Source organism: Nonomuraea sp. NPDC001699, from assembly GCF_053596455.1.
Genome location: NZ_JBSFGF010000033.1, coordinates 65,031 through 85,482 on the forward strand (window position 1 = coordinate 65,031; position 20,452 = coordinate 85,482).

General features: G+C 74.0%; 7 protein-coding genes. All 7 read left to right on the forward strand.

Going from position 1 to position 20,452, the window contains the following annotated elements; all coding sequences use genetic code 11:
• The first annotated feature begins 673 nt into the window (after positions 1-673).
• Complete coding sequence (locus ACWCSU_RS48130) at positions 674-2,134, forward strand: thioesterase domain-containing protein (protein WP_449943272.1); 1,461 nt, start codon at positions 674-676, stop codon at positions 2,132-2,134.
• Positions 2,131-6,741, forward strand: coding sequence for an amino acid adenylation domain-containing protein (locus tag ACWCSU_RS48135; protein ID WP_449943275.1), 4,611 nt, complete (start codon positions 2,131-2,133; stop codon positions 6,739-6,741). The genes ACWCSU_RS48130 and ACWCSU_RS48135 overlap by 4 nt, the downstream gene beginning before the upstream one ends.
• Positions 6,738-12,137: an SDR family NAD(P)-dependent oxidoreductase gene (locus ACWCSU_RS48140; protein WP_449943278.1), complete on the forward strand. Its 5,400-nt coding sequence runs from the start codon at positions 6,738-6,740 to the stop codon at positions 12,135-12,137. Before ACWCSU_RS48135 ends, ACWCSU_RS48140 begins: the two co-directional genes overlap by 4 nt.
• Positions 12,134-12,325: an MbtH family protein gene (locus ACWCSU_RS48145; RefSeq protein WP_357707636.1), complete on the forward strand. Its 192-nt coding sequence runs from the start codon at positions 12,134-12,136 to the stop codon at positions 12,323-12,325. The genes ACWCSU_RS48140 and ACWCSU_RS48145 overlap by 4 nt, the downstream gene beginning before the upstream one ends.
• Positions 12,318-15,458, forward strand: coding sequence for a non-ribosomal peptide synthetase (locus ACWCSU_RS48150; RefSeq protein ID WP_449943281.1), 3,141 nt, complete (start codon positions 12,318-12,320; stop codon positions 15,456-15,458). Before ACWCSU_RS48145 ends, ACWCSU_RS48150 begins: the two co-directional genes overlap by 8 nt.
• A complete protein-coding gene (locus ACWCSU_RS48155; protein ID WP_449943283.1) occupies positions 15,455-18,583 on the forward strand; it encodes an amino acid adenylation domain-containing protein in 3,129 nt (1,042 codons plus the stop codon). Before ACWCSU_RS48150 ends, ACWCSU_RS48155 begins: the two co-directional genes overlap by 4 nt.
• On the forward strand, positions 18,576-20,452 hold a 1,877-nt coding region (locus ACWCSU_RS48160; RefSeq protein ID WP_449943286.1), incomplete at its 3' end, for a condensation domain-containing protein. The genes ACWCSU_RS48155 and ACWCSU_RS48160, both read left to right, overlap by 8 nt.

A 20,452-nucleotide genomic window follows, 5' to 3' on the forward strand; every position in this document is an offset into this window, starting at 1 on the left:
GACCACCCGTCCCACCGGGGCTTTCGTGGCGTCCCGCCGCAGGACTGCGCCTGTTCGCCGTCCTCGCACTCGCGCCGACGAATAAGTGATCGGCCGTGTTTCGTCGAATCCGTCAAAACGATGAGCGCCGCCGGAATGGGGGGCCGCCCCACCCTCACGGCCTCCGTCGTCGTCCGGACGCGGGACGGCGGCTGTCAGGAGGGCGCAAGGCCGACTGTCAGCCGGATCGCCGCAAATCTGACCCTTATACCGAATCGGTCTCGACTCAATCCGTCAATAGGGACAGACACCCCTGCCGATCGGATGACCGAAACCCTGATTACGGGCATTCCATAGAGGGACAAGATCATCACGCAGAGTGGCAAAACCCCAGCATGCGCGGGGCGGCGGAGATCATCCGCCCAGCGGGAGCGCCCTACCGGCCGCCGGCGGCCCCGCAGGTGACGGGTTTTTTCGATGCCCGAAACCAGGCTTCCATCGTTGGTTTAAATTTCATCCCTTGACTGACTTTCGGACAAAATAATAGGAATGGCGTGGCCTCAGCCGAGAGCCGCCCCTCGCCAGGCCGAACCCTGACGAGCGGCCCATACTTCCTGCTGCCCGCGTGACGACCTCGCCCGGAGCAGTGGACCTGCCGGGGGGTGACTTTCGCGTGGCGATGCCGGATGAACACATGCCGTCCGAGACACCGTTCGCCTCGCTGACGCGATACCCGCCCGGCGCCCGGACTCTCTTCTGCCTCCCCTACGCCGGTGGGGACGTCACCGCCTTCTGGGCGTGGCGGCAGGCGTTCGACGGCGTCCTCGACGTGCGGGTGGCGATGCTCCCCGGACGTGAGGGCCGGATCGCCGAACCCGGCGCCCTCTCCCCCGAGCTGATCGCCCGGTCCATCGCCGCCCACCAGCGCACGTCGTACTCGATCTACGGGCACAGCATGGGCGGCCGGGTCGCCTTCGAGGTGGTCCGCGAGCTGCGGCGGCTCGGCGTACGGGCGCCCGAATGCCTCTACGTCGGCGCCGCGCACCCGCCGGAGCGCCAGGAGACGCTGGGACGGTGGACGGGCCTGGGCGACGAGGACCTCCTCGACGAGGTGATCGCCCGGCTGGGCGCGCCCGCGGAGTTACGGACGCAGCCCGAGATCAAGGCCCTGCTCCTCCCCGCCCTGCGGACGGACATGGAGTGGCTGCGCCGCTACCGCTTCACCCGGCAGGAGCCCCTCGACGTCCCCATCGTCGCCTTCGCCGGCGCGCACGACCAGGAGGTCACCCACCCCACCATGCTCGGCTGGGCCCGCCACACCTCCTCGACCTTCCGCCTGCACACGCTCGACGCCGCCCACCTCTTCCTCGCCACGCACGGCGACCAGGTGGCGCGGACGATCGCGGCGGACCCCCGGCCGAGCGTGACCGCGGACGAGGTGCACGTGTGGCTGGCCGACCTGGACGAGCTGCCCGAGATGTGCGCGGCCGTGGACGAGCTGTCGCCGCGGGAGGCGGCACGGGCGGCCAGGTTCCGGCAGGAGGACCACCGGCGCGGGTTCGTCGGCGGGTCGGTGCTGCTGCGGCGGCTGCTCGCGGAGTACGGGGTCGAGCCGGGCGTCGCGCCCGCCCGGTCCGGCGGCGTGCCGTACGCCGGGACCGAGCTCGCCTACAGCCTCAGCCGATCGGGCGGCCTGGTGCTGGTCGCGCTGACGGCGGGCCGCGAGGTGGGCGCCGATCTGGAGCGCTTCCGCCCGCCGGCCGACGAGCAGGCGTTCTTCGAGCGGGTGCTGGACGAGCGGGAGCGCGACGAGTACGCCGCGCTGCCCGAGGAACTGCGGTTGCACAGCGCGCTGCACACCTGGACGGCCAAGGAGGCGCTGCTGAAGGCGATCGGTGACGGGCCGCGGGTGGATCCGGCGCTGTTCGGGTTCGCCGGGCAGCGTCCGGGCGCGACCTGGGTGCCCGAGGCGGCCCCAGAGGCCGCGCATACGGCGGAGTGGCAGGCGGACCGGCTGGCGGAGTGGCGGGTGACGCACCTGCCGCTGGGCCGGGCGCTCGCCGCGATCGCCGTCCGCGCGCCGCGCTTCCTGCTGCGTTTCGAGACGGTACGGCAAGGCCGGCTGGTACGGCCGGGTGTGGAGGCCGCAGGATGACACTCCTCAGCAGTCTGATCACGGCTCAGGCCGCGAGGACTCCGGACGCCCCGGCGGTCCGGCAGTGGGAGAACGTGCTCACCTACGCCGAGCTGGTCGAGCGGGCGTGGGCGCTGGCGGGACGGCTCCGCGAGCTCGGCGTCGGGCCGGAGGCGCGGGTGGGACTGTGCACCCGCCGTACACCGCTGATGCCGGTGGCGTTGCTGGCCATCCATCTGGCGGGCGGCGCGTACGTGCCGCTGGATCCCGGGCATCCGCGGCAACGGCTGGACGAGGTGCTGGAGGACGCCGGGATCGCGGTGGTCGTCGTGGACGAGCGCGGCCAGGAGCTCCTGGACGGCTGCGCCGCCGCGCTCGTGCACGCCTTCCAGCAGGGGCCGGCGGAGCGGCGGGACGGCGACGCCGTGGCCGGCAACGCGGCGTGGGTGATCTACACCTCCGGTTCCACCGGACGGCCCAAGGGCGTGGTCGTGAGCCACGCCAACGCGGTCTTCTTCGTCACCTCGACCGTCGCGCACTTCGGCCTGGACGCGAGCTGCAGCTCGATGGCCTTCTCCGCGCTGGGCTTCGACGCCTCGATCATGGACATGGTGCTGCCGCTGACCATCGGCGGCTGCGTGCAGCTGGTGCCGGACGAGGACCGCGTCGACCCGGCCCGGTTGCAGCACTTCCTGGAGGAGCACGACGTCACCTGGGGGTACCTCCCGCCCGCGCTGCTCCCGCTGGTGGACCCGAGCCGCCTGCCGTACCTGAGGGACGTGGTGACGGCGGGCGAGCCGCCCCCGCCCGAGCAGGTGGCGCGGTGGTCGGCGCACACGCGTTTCCACAACCTGTACGGCCCGACCGAGCTGACCGTCGTCGTCGTGGGCGGCGAGTTCCACGGCGTGTGGGAGCGGCCGCTGCCGATCGGCCGGCCGCTGCGCGGCTGCCGGGCCTACATCGTCGACGAGGACATGAACCCGTGCCCGCCGGGCGTCCCCGGCGAGCTGCTCATCGGCGGCCCGCAGGTCAGCCGCGGGTACCTGGGCCGTCCCGGGCTGACGGCCGAGCGGTTCGTGCCCGACCCGTTCTCGGACGAGCCGGGAGCGCGGCTGTACCGGACCGGCGATCACGTGGCGTGGCAGGAGGACGGCCAGATCGCGTTCATGGGCCGCCTGGACCGCCAGGTGAAGGTCCAGGGGCAGCGTGTGGAGATCGGTGAGGTGGAGACGACGCTGCGCGCGCATCCGCGGGTGCGGCAGGCGGTGGTGGACTTCGCGGGCGAGCTGGTCGCCTACGTGACGCCCGAGGACGCGCCCGACCTGGCCGAGCTGCGCGAGGACCTGGCGGTGCGGCTGCCGCCGTACATGCTGCCGACCAAGCTGGTACGGCTGGCCCTCCTCCCGCTGAACGCCTCGGGCAAGGTCGACCTCGCCGTCCTGCGGGCCGGGTCCCGGCGGGAGCAGGGGACGGGGACCGGGCTGGCCGGGATCTGGGCGCGGGTGCTGGAGGCGCCCGTCCCGGACGACGAGGACGACTTCTTCCAGCGCGGCGGCCACTCGCTGCGGGCGATGCGCCTGGTGGCCGCGGTACGCGCGGAGCTGGGCCGGGTCGTGTCGGTCCAGGACGTGTACGAGGGGAGGACCTACGGCGCGCTGCGCGCGCTCGTGGAGGGCGCGCGGCGGGCGACCACCGCTGCGCCGCCCACCGGGAGCCCGGCCGCCTTCTCCCCCGCCCAGCGCCGGATGTGGTTCGTCGAGCAACTGGCGCCCGAGTCGGCCGCGCACAACATCGCGATGGCCGAGCGGATCCGCGGCCCGCTGGACGTCGCCGCGCTCCGACGCGCGCTGACCGCCGTCGTGGCGGCGCACGAGGCGTTGCGCTGGCGGGTGGGCTCGCGCGACGGCATTCCCGACGTGACGGTCGCGCCGCCGGATGAGGTGCCGCTGCCGGTGGACGACCTCTCCCCCGCCGACCTGGCCGCGGCGCTGCAGAAGGAGGCGCGGGAACGGTTCGACCTGGCCGCCGGGCCGCTGTTCCGGGCGCGGCTGATCCGGCTGGCGCCCGACGAGCACGTGCTCTGCCTGACCGCGCACCACCTGGTGTTCGACGGCTGGTCGCAGGACGTGCTCTACCGGGGCCTGTCCGCCGCCTACCGCGGCGAGCCGGTCGAGGTGAGCGAGCACACGTTCGCCGACTACGTGCGCTGGCTGCGCGGCAACGGCGACGCCGAGGCGCTGGGCTGGTGGCGGGAGCGCCTGCGCGACGCGCCGCTGGTGCTGGACCTGCCCAGGGACGCGGCCAGGCCGCCCGCGCAGACCTTCAACGGCGCCGCCTGCCAGGGCGAGCTGGACGCGGCACTGGCCGGCCGGGTGGCCGAGCTGGCTGCGCGGCTGGGCACCACGCCGTACGCGGTGCTGCTGGGCGCCTTCGGACGCCTGCTGGCCGGGCTGGCGGGACGTGACGACCTGGTGGTGGGGTCGGCCTACGCGGACCGGCCGCACGTCGCGTTCGAGTCGATGGTGGGGATGTGCGTGCAGGTCCTGCCGGTGCGGCTGCGCCCCCGGGGGGACTTCGCCGAGCAGGTGACGGCGTGCGCGGCCGAGCTGAACGCGGCGATCAGGCACCGGGACGTGCCGCTCGGGCAGCTCCTGGAGTCGCTGCGGCTGCCGCGCGACCTGAGCCGCAACCCGATCACTCAGGTCATGTTCAACATGTACAACTTCGCCCAGGCCCGGCTGGACCTGGCCGGTTGCGCGAGTGAGACGTTGCGCCCCGGGCTGCCGGGAGCGCTGTTCGACCTGACGATGTACGTGGGCGAGCAGCGCGGCGGTTACGCGCTGGAGCTGGTCTACAACCCCGACCTCTACACCGCCGAACGCATGGCGGCGCTGGTCGACGGCTATGTCGAGCTGCTCGACGAGCTGCTGACCGGACGGGCCGAACCCGACGCGCCCGACGAGGAGCTCCCGGCCTGGGACGGGCCGGGACTGCTGGAGCTCGTCGGCGACGCGTACGCGGGGGCACGGCGGCGGACCGAGGCGGCGCTCCGGCGGGCGGGTGTCGGGCCGGGGTCCGTGGTGGCCGTCGTCGCCTCCCGGGTGCCCGAGCTGCCGGGGACCCTGCTCGGCGTGCTGGCGGCGGGCGCGCGGTGGGCGGTGATCGACTCGACGTATCCGCCTGCCGTGCAGGAGAGACAGATCGCCGCCGCGGGAGCCCGGGCGGTGCTCCGGGACGGCGAGGTCGAGCTGCGCGAGGGCGGCGTCGAGGTGCCGGGGACCGGCTATCTGTCGATGACCTCGGGCACCACGGGCGATCCCAAGGCGGTCGTCACCGCCGACAGGCCGCTGGCCCACTTCGTCTCCTGGTACGTCCGCACCTTCGCCGTCGAGCCGCACGACCGGTTCGCGCTGCTGTCCGGGCCGGCCCACGATCCGGCGCTGCGCGACATGTTCGTCCCGGCCGCGGCGGGCGCCGAGTTGTTCGTGCCCGAGCAGGAGCTGGTGCGCGACCCGGGCAAGCTCGTCACCTGGCTGCGCGAGCACGCCATCACCGTCCTCCATCTGACGCCGCAGCTCGCGACGATGCTGGCGGACACCGGCGCCACGCTGCCCGACGTGCGGCTGGCCGGCGTGGGCGGCGACCTGTTCACCGGCGCCCAGGCGGCCCGGCTGCGCGCGCTCGTGCCCGGCGCCCGGCTCGTCGCCTTCTACGGCACGACCGAGACGCCACAGGCGCACGCCTGGCACGAGCTGACCGAGCCGTACCCGGAGATCGTGCCGATCGGGCGGCCCGTCGAGGGCAGCGAGATCATCGTGCTGGCGCCGGACGGCGGGCGGGCCGGGGTCGGCGAGCTCGGCGAGGTGGTCGTCCGCAGCCGCCACCTGGCCTCCGGCTACCTGGACCCGGCGCTGACCGGCCGGCGCTTCGCCGGTGACCGCTTCCACACCGGGGACCTCGGCCGGCGCAACCCCGACGGCACGGTCACTCCGGCGGGGCGCGGGGACGACCAGGTGAAGGTGCGCGGATTCCGGGTCGAGCTGGGCGAGGTGGAGGCCGCGCTGGCCGCCTGCCGGGACGTGCGCGCCGCCGCGGCCAGGGTCGAGGGCGGCACGCTCGTCGGCTACGTGGTGCCCGCCGGGCCGGGGGCGGCGGCGCACCGGATCTTGGAGGACCTGCGCCGCGCGCTGCCCGAGCACGCCGTCCCCACCGAGGTGGTGACGCTACCCGCGCTGCCGCTGACGCCCAACGGCAAGGTGGACCGCGCCGCGCTGCGCGGGCGGCCGGTGGAGCAGCCGAAGGCCGTCGGCGGCCTCGACGGCCCCACGCAGAAGACGGTCGCCCAGGTGTGGCGGGCCGTGCTGGGCGTGCCGCGGCTGGGCCCCGACGACAACTTCTTCGAGATCGGCGGCCACTCGCTGGCCGTGGCGGCCGTGCAGGCACGGCTGAAGGCGGCGACCGGCCGCGAGATCCCGATCACGGAGCTGTTCAGGCATCCCACCATCCGGACGCTCGCCGCCCACCTCGACGGCGCGGGCGGCAGTCCGGGACTGGACCGGGCGGCACGCCGCCTGGCTTCACGACGAGACAGGTTGAGGAACCGTAACGAGAAGGGGATTGCCCCATGACGGACGAGCCCACGGCCGAGCCGATCGCGATCATCGGCCTGTCGTGCCGGGTTCCGGGAGCGGGTGACGCGCAGCAGTTCTGGCGCAACCTCGCCGACGGCGTCGAGTCGCTGACCACGTACACCCTGGAGGAGCAACGGGCGCTGGGCACGGCGGAGAGTCTGCTGGCCGACCCGAACTTCGTGCCGGCCGCCATGGCGCTGGACGACTACGAGGGTTTCGACGCGGCGTTCTTCGGCATGTCGATCAGGGAGGCCGAGGTCCGCGATCCGCAACATCGGCTGTTCCTGGAGCTGTCGCACACGGCGTTGGAGGACGCGGGCTACGACCCGTTCCGCTACCCGGGCGAGATCGGGGTCTACGCCGGCACCGGGACGGACACGTACCAGTGGCGGAACATCCGCAGCAACTCCCAGGCCCACAAGAACGCCGGCTGGCTGGCGGTCATGGTGGGCAACCACGTCGACTACTGCGCGACGCTCACCTCCTACAAGCTCGACCTGCGCGGCCCCAGCTACACCGTGCACACGGCGTGCTCGACCGCGCTGGTGGCCTTCCACATCGCGTGCGAGGCGCTGCGCAACGGCGAATGTGACATGGCGCTGGCCGGCGCGGCCATGCTGGACCTCCCGCAGGGCGAGGGGTACATCTACGACCAGGACGGCATCGTCTCCCCCGACGGGCACACCCGCTCCTTCGACGCCGACGCCGGCGGCACGACCTGGGGCAGCGGCGGCGGCGTCCTCGTGCTGAAGCGGCTGTCGGAGGCGATCGAGGACCGCGACAACATCCGCGCGGTGGTCCTGGGCAACGCGATCAACAACGACGGCGCGGGCAAGGTCGGCTTCTCCGCGCCCAGCCTGGACGGCCAGGCCGCGGTCATCGCGCAGGCGCTGGGCGTCGGCGGCGTGGACCCGCGGACGGTGACCTACGTCGAGGCGCACGGCACCGGCACGGCGCTCGGCGACCCGATCGAGGTGGCCGCGCTGTCCAGCGTGTTCGCCCAGCACACGAGCGACACCCAGTGGTGCGGCATCGGCTCGGTCAAGAGCAACATCGGCCACCTCGGCCAGTCGGCCGGCGTGCCCAGCCTGATCAAGGCGGTGCTGTCGCTGGAGAACAAGCTGATCCCGCCGACGTTGCACTTCAAGAGCCCCAACCCGAAGATCGACTTCCCGGCGAGCCCGTTCTACGTCGTCTCCTCGCCGACGAAGTGGGAGCGCGAGGACTTCCCGCGCCGCGCGGGGGTCAGCTCGTTCGGCATCGGCGGCACGAACGCGCACGCCGTGCTGGAGGAGGCGCCGCCGCGTCCGCCGCTGCCCCGCGAGCGGCCCGCGCACCTGCTGAAGCTGTCGGCCAGGACGGAGTCGGCGCTGGCCGCGGCGCGGGAACGGCTGGCCGCGCACCTGGCCGCGCACCCCGAGACGGACCTGGCCGACGCGGCCTTCACCCTGCGCGTGGGCCGCCGGGAGCTCAAGCACCGGGCCACGGTCGTCGCCACCTCACCGGGCGACGCGGTGGCCGCGCTGTCCGACCCCAAGCGGATCGTCACCGGCGCCAAGCCGAAGCGACCCGCGCAGGTGGCCTTCCTCTTCTCCGGTCAGGGCTCCCAGTACGGCGGCATGGCCGCCGAGCTGTACCGGAACGAGCCGATCTTCCGCGAGGCGGTCGACGAGTGCGCGGCCGTCCTGGACGTGCGCGAGCAGATCTTCGCCACCGGCGAGGAGGCCGACGAGGCGCTGCGGCAGACCTCGCTCACCCAGCCCGCCCTGTTCACCGTCGAGTACGCGCTGGCCAGGCTCTGGCTGTCGCTGGGCGTCGAGCCCGCCGCGATGATCGGCCACAGCATCGGCGAGTACGCGGCGGCCACCATCGCCGGCGTCTTCACGCTGCCCGACGCGTTGCGGCTGGTCGCGGCGCGCGGCCGGCTGATCCAGGCCCTGCCGCCCGGCTCCATGCTGGCCGTGCAGCTCATGCCCGACGAGATCGCGCCGATGCTGCCCGACGACGTCTCCGTGGCCACCGTCAACGGCCCCGGCACCTGCGTCGTGTCCGGCCCGTCGGAGTCGATCAGGGAACTGGCCGAGATGCTGGAGGAGGAGGGCATCGGCTGCACGCCGCTGCGCACCTCGCACGCCTTCCACTCGGCGATGATGGAGCCGATGCTGCGCGAGTTCCGCGAACTGGTCGCGGCAGCCGGGCCGGCCGCGCCGAGCCTGCCGTTCCTGTCCAACGTGACCGGCACCTGGATCACCGCCGCCGAGGCCACCGACCCGTCCTACTGGGCCAGGCACGTGCGCGAGCCCGTCCGTTTCGGCGACTGCGTCTCGACGCTCCTGGCCGACGGCGAATGGATCATGATCGAGTGCGGGCCGGGACGGCAGTTGTCCGGCCTGGCGAGCACCCAGCTGGCCACCGGTGCGATCGCCCCGTTGCCGTCGCTGCCCGGCCCGCGCGACCGGGCCGGTGACGTCGCGGTCTTCTCGCAGGCCGTGGGCGCGCTCTGGGTCCACGGCATCGAGCTGAACGACTTCGGCGCCCCCGGCTTCCGCGTCTCGCTGCCGGGTTACCCGTGGGAGCGGCAGCGTGCCTGGATCGACCCCGATCCGCAGGGCGCCTTCACCGGTGGCGTGGCCGCCCCGCGGCAGGCCGACGGGCCGCTGCCGCCCGAGCGGTGGTACGGCGTCCCCGTCTGGCACCAGGCGCCCGTCCGTCCGGCGGCGGCGTCGCCGATCACCCGCTGCCTGGCCTTCGTGGACGAGGACTCGGCCGCGCTGGCCGACGCGCTGCGTGCCTCGGGGGCCGAGGTGCTGGAGGTGCGGCCGGGCACCGCGTTCGGCGCCTCCGACGGAGGTTTCACGGTGCGGCCGGCCGTCCGGGAGGACTACGACGCGCTGCTCGAAGCGATCGGCGACATCCCCGAGCGGATCGTGCACGCCTGGGCCCTCACGGGCGGCGACGAGACGTGGGCGGCGCAGGACCGCGGCTTCTTCGGCGTCCTGGGGCTCGTCCAGGCGCTGTCGGCGGCCCAGCCTCCGGGCGGGGTACAGCTCGACCTGGTGACCGCGGGCACGATGGACGTCGTCGGCGGCGACCTGACCAGGCCGGAGCACGCGACGCTGGCCGCCTTCGCCCGGGTCGTCCCGCTGGAGACGCCGTGGCTGCGCGTCCGCCACATCGACGCGGCCGACGGGGACGCCGTGCGTGGCGTCGCGACCGAGCTGGGCCGCGCGGCGGAGCCCGGCGAGGCCGGGCTGCTGGCCCCGGTAGCCCTGCGCGGCGGGAAGCGGTGGCTGCTCGGGTACGAGCAGGTGGAGGTGGCGAGCGAGCCGGGCGAGCCGCGCGACGGCCAGGTGTACGTGATCACCGGCGGTCTGGGCGGCATCGGCGTCTCGCTGGCCGAGGACCTGGCGGCGCGGGCCCGCGTCAACCTCGTGCTGCTGTCCAGGACCGGCCTGCCCGCCGGCCCGCCGCGGTCGGCCCGCGAGGCGCGCGCCGCCGAGGCGATCCGCCGGATGGAGGCCGCCGGGGCACGGGTGCTGACCCTGGCCGCCGACGTGACCGATCCGGCGGACATGCGCCGGGTCAGGGACGAGACGCTCGCCGCCTTCGGCCGGGTGGACGTGCTGGTGCACGCGGCCGGCCTGCCCGGCGGCGGCATGGCCCAGGTCAAGGAGAGGGAGGCGGCCGAGGCCGTGCTCCGTCCCAAGGTGCTCGGCACGCTGGCGCTCCAGGAGGCGTTCGGCGACCTGGAGCTGGAGGCCGTGGTGCTCTGCTCGTCGATCACCGCGGTGGCCGGCGGGTTCGGGCAGATCGACTACTGCGCGGCCAACAACTTCCTCGACGCGCACGCCCGCGCCGGACGAGGCTGGAACGCCGCCCAGATCGTCAGCGTGAACTGGGGCAGGTGGCTGGAAGTCGGCATGGCGGCGGAGACCGCGGCGCCCGCCGGATTCGTCGCGTTGCAGCGTGGCGACCGGATCAAGGCGATGGACCACCCGGTCCTCGACGCGCGGCACGCCGCGGACGCGGTCAACGGCCTCGACTGGTGCAGCGGCACGCTCTCGCCCGGCACGCACTGGGTGCTGGACGAGCACCGCATCGCCGACGTGCCCGTGCTGCCCGGCACCGGCCACGTCGAGCTGGCCAGGACGGCCACCGAGGCGGTGCTGCCCGGCAGCGGGCTCGTCGAGCTGCGGGACGTGGTGTTCGTCGAACCGTTGTCGGTCGCCGACGGCGCGACCGCCGAAGTACGGGTGATCTTCACCCCGGAGGCGGACGGCGCCGAGTTCCAGGTGCAGAGCATCATCGGCGGATCGCACCGCACCCATGCCAGAGGCACGGCGGCCAAGGTGAGCCCGCCGCCCGCCGACCGCGTGGACCTGCGCGCGATCATGGACCGCTGCGTGTCCTCGGCGGACGAGCAGGGCGGCGTCCCGCTGTCGGGCCTGCTCACGCTGGGCGGGCACTGGCACCGGACCCTGACCGCCACGCATGTCGGTCAGCAGGAGGCGCTCGGCCTGTTCGAGGCCAACGACGTGCTGATGGTCGACCTCGACCGCTGGGGGCTGCACCCGGCGCTGCTCGACGCCGCCACCACCTTCAGCTGGGTCGCGGTCGAGGGCCACTACCTGCCGCTCGGCTACGGCCGCATCACCGTGTTCGGGAGCCTGCCCGAGGCGTTCTGGAGCCATCTGCGCATCACCAGCACCGACACCGACGAGGTGCTGGTCGTGGACGTCACGCTGATCGCTCCCGACGGCACGGTGCTGGTGCAGATCTCCGACTACGTCCTGCGCAGGATCGACACCGAGGCCGTGGTGTCCGGGGTCGTCACCAGCGCCGACTCCCAGCGCGCCGCCCCGGCGGCGGCCGCGGCCGACGACGAGGTCGGCATCAGGCCGGCCGACGGGGCCCTCTCCCTGCGCAGGCTGCTCGCCGCCCCGCTCGGCCCCCAGGTCGTGGTGGCGGCCAGCACGGTGGCCGAGCTCGTCGCCGGGGTCGGCTCGCTGACCCAGGAGACCGTCGAGACCGAGCTCGACCCGGCGGCGGTCGCCGACCGGCAGGACAAGGCGCCCGCCGAGGGCTACGTCGCCCCGCGCAACGACGCCGAGGCCACGATCGCCCGCCTGTGGGGCGAGGTGCTCGGCGGCGACCACATCGGCGTCGACGACGACTTCTTCGAGCTGGGCGGCAACTCGCTCATCGCGGTCCAGCTCATCGCCCTCATCCGCAAGGAGCTGGGGGTGCGGCTGCCGATGCGCAACCTCTTCGAGGAGCCGACCGTGGCCGGGGTCGCAGCCCTGCTGGACGCCGCCACCGCCGCCACCCCCGAGCCCGCCGCCGCCGGGCCCGCCACCCAGACCATCCCCCGTCTCCCCCGGAGTTCCGCATGAGCGCAGACACCAAGGTCGTACTGAACGACGAGGAGCAGTACTCCATCTGGCCCGCCGACCGGGACAATCCCTCCGGCTGGCACGACGCCGGCTTCTCCGGCACCAAGGACGCCTGCCTGGACCACATCGAGCAGGTGTGGACCGACATGCGGCCGAAGAGCCTGCGAGAGGCCATGGACAGTGAGTGATGCCTTCCCCGCATCCTCCGGCCAGGAGCGGATGTGGTTCCTTTCGCGCTTCGAGCCCGATCTGGCCGTCTACAACATCGGCATGATCATGCCGATGGCGGCCAGGCAGCCGGTGGACCCCCGCCGGCTGGAGCGGGCGATCGATCTGGTCGTGCGGCGCCATGAGGCGCTGCGCACCACGTTCGAGTTCCGGGACGGGCAGGTGGTGCAGATCATCAGCCCCGGCGCGCCGCCCACGGCGCTGACGGAGACGGACCTGTCCCACCTCCCGCGGGCCGCCGCCGAGGCGGAGCTGGCCCGCCTGGCCAGGGCGGACGCGGTGCTGCCGTTCGACATGGAACGGGCGCCGCTGTACCGGGGCCGGCACGTCAAGCTGGCCGAGGACGATCTGCGGCTGGCCGTCGTCTTCGACCACACGATCTTCGACGGCGTCTCGTCCATGGTCTTCATGGACGAGGTGGAGGAGTGCTACGACGCGCTCGGCGAGGACCGGCCGCCGAAGCTGCCCGACCTGCCGATCCAGTTCGCCGACTTCGCCGTGTGGCAGCGCGGCCGGTTGTCCGGCGAGTTCCTGGAGACCGAGCTCGTGCACTGGCGCGAGCGGCTGGCCGGGGTGCCCGCCGACCTCGCCCTGCCGGGTGACCGGCCGCGGCCGGCCCGCCGTACCTACCGGGGCGGGATCCGGCTCGGCGCCTACTCCCCCGAGTTGTCGGCGAGCGTCGAGCGGCTGGCCAAGGACCTCAACGCCACGCTGTTCACGGTGATGCTCACCGCGTACGCCGCCGTGCTGTCGCGCTGGTCCGGCATCGACGACATCGTGGTGGGCACGCCGGTCGCCGGACGGCTGCTGCCCGAGACCGAGCCGGTCATCGGCATGTTCGTCAACGCGGTGCCGCTGCGCGTGGACCTGTCGGGCGCGCCCAGTTTCCGCGAGGCCGCCGGCCGCGTGCGGGCGACGGTCGCCGAGGCGCTGGACCATCAGGAGCTGCCGTTCGAGCGGCTCGTGGAGGACCTGCAACCGGCCCGGGACCTGAGCGTGCCGCCCATCTACCAGGTGATGTTCAACCTGGCCATCCGCACCAACGAAGGGCAGATCGCCAACGGCACCGCGAAGGTGGACATCCAGCTCGACGTCAACATGCGCGACGGGCTGCTGCACACCCGGCTGGAGTACGCCACCGACCTGTTCGACCCGGAGACGATCGAACGCTTCGAGGCGAACCTGCGGATGCTGGTCGAGTCGGCCGTCGCCGACCCCGACCGGCCGGTCGACCGGCTCCCCGTGCTCACGGCGGACGAGCGCGGACGCGTGCTGGCCCTCGGGACCGGCGCGCCCCAGGCCGCGCCCGGAACCCTGCACGCGCTGGTCGAGGAGCGGGCCGCGGCGACCCCTGAGGCCCCCGCGGTGCTCTTCGGCGACGTCACGCTCACCTACGCCGAGCTCAACGGCCGTGCCAACCGGCTCGCCCGGCGGTTGCGGCACCTCGGCGTGGGACGCGGCGAGCCCGTCGCGGTCTGCGCGGAACGATCGCCCGAGCTGGTCGTCGCGCTGCTCGCCGTCCTCAAGGCGGGCGGGGCGTACGTGCCGCTGGATCCGGAGTACCCGCGGGACCGGCTGGAGTTCATGCTCGCCGACTGCGGCGCGCGGGTGCTGCTCACCCAGCGCCACGTGCCGTCCCCCGGGACGATCGAGACGGTGCTGCTGGAGGACGACCACGACCTCGACTCCGGCGATCTCGACCCGGTGACCGGACCGGACGACGCCGCGTACCTCATCTACACCTCGGGCTCGACCGGCCGGCCGAAGGCGGTGGTCAACACCCACCGCGGCATCGTCAACCGGCTCGCCTGGATGCAGGACGCGTTCGGCCTGACGGCCGGCGACGTGGTGATGCAGAAGACGCCGACCAGCTTCGACGTGTCGGTGTGGGAGTTCTTCTGGCCGCTGCTGCAGGGCGCCTGCCTCGTCCCGGTACGGCCGGGCGGCCACCGCGACCCCGCCCACCAGCGTGACCTGATCAAGCGGCACGCGGTGACCACGATGCACTTCGTGCCGTCGATGCTCGCCCTCTTCCTGGAGGAGGCGAACATCGAGTCGTGCACGTCCCTGCGTCGCGTGGTGTGCAGCGGCGAGGAGCTGCCCCCCAGGATGGCGGCCCGCTTCTTCGAGCGGCTGCCCGGCGTGGAGCTGCACAACCTCTACGGCCCCACCGAGGCGGCCGTGGACGTCTCCTGGCACGCCTGCCGGCCGGGCGAGACGGTGATCCCCATCGGCCGTCCGATGCCCGGCTGCCGCCTGCACGTCCTCGACGAGCAGCTTGAGCCGATGCCCGTCGGGGTGCCCGGTCAGCTGCACATCGGCGGCGTCCAGGTGGCCCGCGGCTACGCGGGACGGCCGGGGCTGACGGCCGAGCGCTTCGTCCCCGACCCGTACGGCGCGCCGGGCGCGCGCCTGTACGCCACCGGCGACCTGGCCAGGCTGCGCGCCGACGGAGAGCTGGAGTTCCTCGGCCGCATCGACGACCAGGTGAAGGTGCACGGCTGGCGGGTCGAGCTGGGCGAGGTCGAGACGGCGCTGGCCGCCGACCCCCGGGTGCGCCGGGTCGTGGTCGCGCTGCGCGACGACGCGCCGGGCGGCCGCGGGCTGGTGGCCTACGTGGACTGGACGGGCGAGCCGAGCCGGCTGTCGCACGAGATGCGCACCGGACCGGCGCGCACGTTGCCGGCGGCGCTGGTGCCGCAGGCGTTCGTGCAGGTCACCGAGTTCCCCTCGGGGCCGAGCGGGAAGCTCGACCGCGCCGCGCTGCCGCCGCCCACCGGGCCCGGCCGCGGCGACCTCGGCACCACCTACGTCGCGCCGGAGACGCCGCTGGAGGAGGAGCTGTGCGCGCTCTGGGGCGAACTGCTGGGCCGTGACCGGGTGGGCGTCGAGGACGACTTCTTCGCCCTCGGCGGGCACTCGCTGCTGGCCGTCCTGCTGATCACCCGGTACCGGGAGGCGTACGGGATCGAGATGGACCTGCGGGTCTGCTTCGAGGTCACCACCGTGGCCGAGCACGCGCTGGCCGTACTGGAGCTCCAGCTCGGCGACGTCGAGCTGGACGATCTCCTGGCGGAGGACGCGGACGGATGAGCGAGGTGAGAGGGCGGCTGGCCCGCCTCAGCCCGGAACAGCGTGCGGCGCTGGAGCGCAGGCTCCAGCGGCAGCCGAAGGCCCGGCCCGCCGGCATCCCCGCGCGCAGCGACCCGGACGCGCCGGCGCCGCTCTCCTACGGGCAGGAGCGGCTGTGGTTCCTGCAGCGGCTCGACCCCGCCGACGCCTCCTACAACATGTACATGGTGCAGCGGCTGCGCGGCGCGTTGTCCGTCCCGGACCTGGCCGGGGCGCTGAACGCCGTCGCGGCCCGGCACCCGATGCTGCGGGCCCGCTTCCCCGCCGTGGAAGGCAGCCCGGTCCAGGTCGTCGAGCCGGTGCTGAAGCTCGATCCGGTGCTGGTGGACCTCGCGGACCTGCCCGCGGCCGAACGGGAGGCGCGCGCCACGGCGATCGTGGCCGAGCTGACCAACACGCCGTTCGACCTGGCCACGGGCCCGCTGGTGCGGGTGCACCTGATCACGCTGTCGCCGACCGATCACGTGCTCTGCCTGGTCCTGCATCACCTGGTGGCCGACGGCTGGTCGCTCAAGCTCGTCTTCTCCGAGCTGGTCGCCTGCTACACCGGGAACGCGGCCGGGCTGGGCACCCCCGCGGTCGACTACCGCGACTTCGCGGCCTGGCAGCGTGGCCGCGAGCCGTCACAGGAGTCCCTGGACTACTGGCGCACCCGGCTCGACGGCGTGCAGCCGCTCGACCTGCCCACGGATCGGCCACGGCCGGCCGTCCGGGTGCCCAGCGGCGACTACTGCGCGCGCCGCATCGGCCCCGAGCTGACGGCCCGCCTGGAGCAGCTGGCCAGGGACGAGCGCGGCACGCTCTTCATGGTCCTGCTGGCCGCCTACCAGCTCCTGCTGGGCGCGCACTGCGGCACCGACGACCTCACGGTCGGCTCGGTCATCGCCGGGCGCGACCGTCCGGAGCTCCAGGACGTCGTCGGCTTCTTCCCCGAGACGCTGGTGCTGCGCGGCGACCTGTCCGGCGACCCGTCATTCCGCACGCTGCTCGCGCGGACCAGGGCGACGGTCCTGGACGCGTTCGCGCACCAGGACATCCCCTTCGAACGCCTGCTCAACGACCTCGGCATCCGCCGCGACCTGAGCACGACGCCGCTGTTCCAGGCGATGTTCGTGATCCAAGACAAGGAGGCCGCCGCCCTGCCGCTGCCCGGCATCGAGGCGGAGATGTTCGACCCCGGGGCGACGCAGGCGAAGTTCGACCTGATGCTGGACGTCACCCAGTTCGACGGCTCCCTCTGGGCGATGTTGTCCTACGCCCGCGACCTGTTCGAGGAGGAGACCGCGACGCGGTTGCTGCGGCGGTGGGAGCGGGTGCTGGAGACGGTCGCGGGCGACCCGGACGCGCCGCTGTCCGCGCTGCGCGCGGCCATGCTGCTGCCCGAGGACCGGCAGCCGGTCCTCGACACCCCGCAACCGCCCGCGCGGGACGTGCTCGACCTCTTCCAGGAGCGCGTACGGCTGGCGCCCGGCGCGCCGGCGGTGAGCCACGGCGCCCGCCGGGTCACCTACGCCGAACTGGACGCCCTGGTCGCCGCGCTGGCCGGTCGCCTGTCCGCGGCCGGGGTCGGCCCGGACACGGTCGTGGGCCTGCGGGCCGCGCGCTCGGTGGAGCTGATCGCCGGGATGCTCGCCGTCGGCCGGGCGGGCGGCGCCTACCTGCCGCTCGACCCGGCCTACCCGCCGGAGCGGCTGCGCCGGATGGCGGCGGACGCGGGCGCGGCCCTGGTGCTGGACGAGGACGATCTCCGCGAGCCGGGGCAGGCACCCGCGCTCGACGTCGCGGTGCCGGGCTCGCTGGCCTACGTGATCTACACCTCGGGCTCGACCGGGCGTCCCAAGGGCGTGGAGGTGCCGCGCGAGGCGCTCGCGTCGCGGGTGAGCTGGATGCGGGACCACTACGAGCTCGGCCCCGGGGACCGCGTCCTGCAGTTCGCCTCGCCGAGCTTCGACACGCACGCCGAGGAGGTCTACCCGGCGCTGACCGCCGGCGCCGAGCTGGTCCTGTGCCCGGACGAGCCGCTGCCCGACTTCCTGAAGACCCCGGAGGGCTCCGCGCTCACCGTGCTGGACCTGCCGACGTCGTACTGGCAGGAACTGGTGGCCATGGGCGTCGAATGGCCGGCCGGTCTCCGGCTGCTCATCCTGGGCGCCGACCCGCTGCCCGGCCCGGTCCTGGCCACCTGGTACGAGTCGGGCCCCCCGGGCGTCCGCCTGATCAACAGCTACGGCCCCACCGAGGCCACGATCATCGCCGCCACCGCCGACATGGACCCCGCCGAGGCGCTGCGCCGCCCGACCGTGGGCGTCGCCCTGCCCGGCACCACCCTCCAGGTGCTCGCGCCCGACGGGCTGCCCGTCCCGCCCGGTGTCGCGGGCGAGCTCCACATCGGCGGCGTCGGCCTGGCCCGCGGCTACCGGGGCGCGCCGGCCCTCACGGCCGAACGCTTCGTGCCCGGCCCTGACGGCTCACGCCTCTACCGCACCGGCGACCGGGCCCGCTTCCGCCTGGACGGCAGGCTGGAGATCCTCGGCCGCCTGGACCGGCAGGTGAAGGTGCGCGGATACCGCGTGGAGCCGGGCGAGGTGGAGTCCGTGCTGCTCGCCCATCCGTCCGTGCGGCAGGCGACCGTGGTGGTCCGCGACGACCGGCTGGTCGCCTACGCCGTCCACGACGCCGGGGACGCCTTACGCGATCATCTGGCCGCCGAGCTTCCCCCGCACATGATGCCCAGCGCGATCGTCCCGCTCGACCGCATCCCGCTGACGCCCGGCGGCAAGGTCGACCGGGACGCCCTGCCCGACCCGGGCCGGCCGCGGGGCGCGGCGTACGAGCCGCCGGCCAGTGCGGCCGAGGAGCTCGTCTGCATGGTCTGGGCCGAGGTCCTGGGGCTGGAGCGGGTGGGCGCGCTGGACGACTTCTTCCAGCTCGGCGGCCACTCGCTGCTGGCCACCAGGACCACGGCCCGCCTCGCCGCGGCCACCGAGCTGGAGGTGCCGCTCAAGCTGGCCTTCACCCGTCCGACGCCGCGCCTGCTGGCCGCGGCCCTGGAGCACCTGGCCGAGGAGGCCGACGAACGTGGATGAGCGGCAGGCCCGCGTGCAGGCCCGCTTCCGCAAGGCGATCGCGGGCCTGGGCGCCACGGAGCAGATCCCGCGACGGGCCGAGGGCAGCGATCCGCCGCTGTCGTTCGCGCAGGAGCGGCTGTGGTTCATGGAGCAGTTCGCCCCGGGGACGAGCGCCTACGTGCTGCCCGCGTCGGCCAGGCTCCGGGGCCCGCTCGACGCCGAACGGCTGCGGCGCTCGCTCGACGCCGTGGTGGCCCGGCACGAGAGCCTGCGCATGACCTTCCCGGCCGGCCCCGACGGGCGGCCGGAGGTGCGGGTGGCGGACCGGGTACGCGTCCCGCTGCGCGTCGTGGAGGTGACGACGGAGGCGGCGGCCAGGCAGGTGCTCAGCGCCGACGCCGCGCAGCCCTTCGACCTGGCGGACGGTCCGCTGCTGCGCGCCACCCTGGTACGGCTGGCGCCCGACGACCACGCGCTGCTGATCGCCGTCCATCACATCGTCGCCGACGGCTGGTCGGCCGACCTCGTGGTGCGCGAACTCCTGACGCCGCCGCAGAGCGGACCGCCGCTCGGTTTCGGCGACTACGCGCTGTGGCAGCGGGAGCGGCTGAGCGGCGACCGGCTGGCCGGCGACCTGGCGTTCTGGCGCGCCGAGCTGGACGGGTTGCAGGTGCTCGAACTGCCCCTGGACCGGCCGCGTCCGCCCCGGCAGGGCTTCCGGGGCGGCTGGCACGACCTGGAGCTGGACGTCGCGGAGTTCGGCGAGCTGTGCCGGGCCGAGGGCGCGACGCTCTACATGGGGCTGCTCGCCGCCTTCCAGGTGCTGCTGGCCCGCTGGTCCGGCATGACCGGCTTCGCGGTGGGGTCGCCGGTGGCCGGGCGGACCAGGCCGGAGTTCGAGGAGATGGTCGGGCTGTTCGTCAACCTGCTCCCGCTGCGGGCGCGGCTGACGGGCGATCCCGGGTTCGCCGAGCTGCTGCGCCGTACGCGGGACGGCGCGATCGACGTCTACGGCCACCAGGAGCTGCCCTTCGAGAAGCTGGTCGCCGAGCTGGACCCCGAACGCGACGTCAGCCGCCCGCCGCTGGTGCAGGTGCTGTTCGCGCTGCAGAGCTACCGCGACGGCGGCGAGGGCTTCGAGCCGGACAGCACGACCACCCGCTTCGACCTGGAGCTCTACGCCGCCGAGCGCGGCGAGCGGGTGGAGGGACGGTTCGTCTACAACGCCGAGCTGTTCCGGCCGGAGACGATCGAGCGGCTGGCCCGGCGGTTCGCCGCCCTCCTGCGTGCGGTGGTGGCGGCGCCCGACGTGCCGGTGGGACGCCTGGACATCCTGCCGGCCGAAGAGCGGGAGCAGCTCTCGCGGTGGAACGCCACTGCCCGCGAGCATCCCGGCGGGCTTCTGCACGAGCTGGTCTTCGAGCAGGCCGAGCGCACCCCGGACGCGACGGCGCTGGTCTTCGAGGGCGACCGGCTGACCTACCGCGAGCTGGCCGAGCGGGCCCGCGGAGTGGCGGCCGCGCTGGGTCCCCGGGTGGACCAGCCGGTCGGCGTCCGCATGGAACGCGGGCTCGACCTTCCCGTCGTGCTCCTCGGCGTGCTGGCGGCCGGCGGCGCCTACCTGCCGCTCGACCCGGGCCATCCGGCGGAGCGGACCCGCGGCATGCTGGCCGACGCGGGCGCCGACCTGGTGCTGACGGCGGCGGACGTGCGTACCGGCCCGGCGCCCGTCGTACGGGTGCGCGAGGACAACCTGGCCTACGTCATCTTCACCTCGGGCTCCACCGGACGGCCCAAGGGCGTCGGCGTCTCCCACCGCGCGATCGTCAACCGGCTGCGCTGGATGCAGGACACCTTCCAGCTCACCCCCCAGGACCGCGTCCTGCA

Bases quoted from the DNA above. Each gene is read 5' to 3' on its own strand.
- ACWCSU_RS48130 (WP_449943272.1), top strand. From the start codon at position 674: ATGCCGTCCGAGACACCGTTCGCCTCGCTGACGCGATACCCGCCCGGC.
- ACWCSU_RS48135 (WP_449943275.1), top strand. From the start codon at position 2,131: ATGACACTCCTCAGCAGTCTGATCACGGCTCAGGCCGCGAGGACTCCG.
- ACWCSU_RS48140 (WP_449943278.1), top strand. From the start codon at position 6,738: ATGACGGACGAGCCCACGGCCGAGCCGATCGCGATCATCGGCCTGTCG.
- ACWCSU_RS48145 (WP_357707636.1), top strand. From the start codon at position 12,134: ATGAGCGCAGACACCAAGGTCGTACTGAACGACGAGGAGCAGTACTCC.
- ACWCSU_RS48155 (WP_449943283.1), top strand. From the start codon at position 15,455: ATGAGCGAGGTGAGAGGGCGGCTGGCCCGCCTCAGCCCGGAACAGCGT.